This window comes from Oleiphilus sp. HI0066 (genome assembly GCF_001635725.1).
Map to the genome: position 1 here is coordinate 1 of NZ_LWFH01001132.1, position 1,595 is coordinate 1,595.

Consider the following 1,595-nt stretch of genomic DNA (forward strand, 5'->3'; position numbering starts at 1 on the left):
TCAAAGCATCAAGGGCATAATCACACTTAGTTGAGTTTTTGTGTTCGACAAAAATTTCGAGACGCACCTCTCGACCACTCATTGTCGTGAAGGTATCTTTTTGACAATGCAAATTACCCGCTACGAGTGCAAACAAATAACACGGCTTCGGGAAGGGGTCATTCCAAACCGCAAAATGACGTCCTCCATCCAATTCGCCTGATTCAATCAAATTGCCATTCGATAGCAAATTTGGATACAAGGATTTATCTGCCTCGATTCTTGTCGTAAAGATCGTTAAGACATCAGGACGGTCGAGATAGTAAGTAATGCGTCGAAAACCCTCGGCTTCACATTGGGTACAGAACATTGTCGATGACTTGTAGAGTCCTTCTAATCGCTTGTTCTCTTGAGGCTTAATCCACGTCACGATTTCTAACTGACAGTCTGCCGGCATATCTGAGATGCTTAGACCGGACTCTGTCACCAAGTAACGATCACTATTTAATAGAGCTCCATCAATACTGACCGAGCGCAATTCTAATTCTTCGCCGTCCAACGCCAACTCTGTCGACTCGGAATCCAAATCTTTAACAACGTGCATAAGATTCGTTACTTCAGCGCCGTCCTCGAATAGCTTAAAGCTCAAAGAAATACTCTCTACGAGGAAGTTCGGTTTTTGATAGTCTTTTAGATATGTGATGTTTGCTGCTGCGTCTTTCATCTTTGTATTCCTAGAGCCCTCGCTATGCATAATTGCTTAGGCATAAATTGAAACTTCATACGAGCCATATTTTCGAATATTTAAACAAGCTTGTTCGAAAATTAGATACTGCCCTTTTATTGCCATCAATGTGTCTTCAATCTCTGGCGTCTTATCCAAATTGTATGTTTTCGCTTTTTCAGGCCAAGCCAAATGAGGGTATTCAAATGAATATTCATTGCCGCTTATAAGCCATTCTATGTGCTCATCTGGATAGTCTTGCTTCAGCTCAGACAGGTAGTCGCCAACCTCTGCAAACAAACGTTCACGCTCTGCAGCGAGATCCATTACCTCTACATCATGCTTAAGCATTTTGCGCCAATTAGTCCTATCCCCTACCCACTCTCTTAGCTTATTTTCAATTAAACCAGAAAGCTTACGGCTAGAAACCTGCGCGATAGGCAATGCTTGAATTGCGCCTTGATCGATCCAGCGCGTGGGAACTTGTGTGCCTCGCGTTATACCTACTTTTAGACCACTCGAGTTAGCCAAATATACGACATGCGGTTGCAAACAATGCATTTCACCCCATCTTGGCTCGCGACACGTCCCTTCTTCGTAATGACACAATTCAGGACTCATGATGCATTTATCGCAGCTCGCAAGCTTTTGAAAACACGGATAGCAAAAGCCTTGATTAAAACTTTTCTTTGTGACTCTCTGGCAATTTGAACAACGAATCTCTTGTTCAAATACAAACTTCATTGGCTTACCCAGATACTCAGACATATTTAAGGCCGAATCACCTACATGAAGTTGATAAGCGATTGGCGTCTGATGATCGACTGCCATTTTCTGCAAACGACCACGCGCTAATAATTCCAAAATAACCTCTTATATTTTTATTAATTCT

At 42.3% G+C, this 1,595-nt stretch carries 1 protein-coding gene and 1 pseudogene; both read right to left on the bottom strand.

What is annotated here, in order from left to right:
- Positions 1-703 (bottom strand): annotated as a pseudogene (pepN, locus tag A3738_RS14870) (aminopeptidase N); the annotation flags it as partial.
- A 36-nt stretch (positions 704-739) separates the two neighbouring features.
- Positions 740-1,567, bottom strand: coding sequence for a DUF2797 domain-containing protein (locus tag A3738_RS14875; RefSeq protein WP_231876486.1), 828 nt, complete (start codon positions 1,565-1,567; stop codon positions 740-742).
- Between the last annotated feature and the right edge of the window lie 28 nt (positions 1,568-1,595).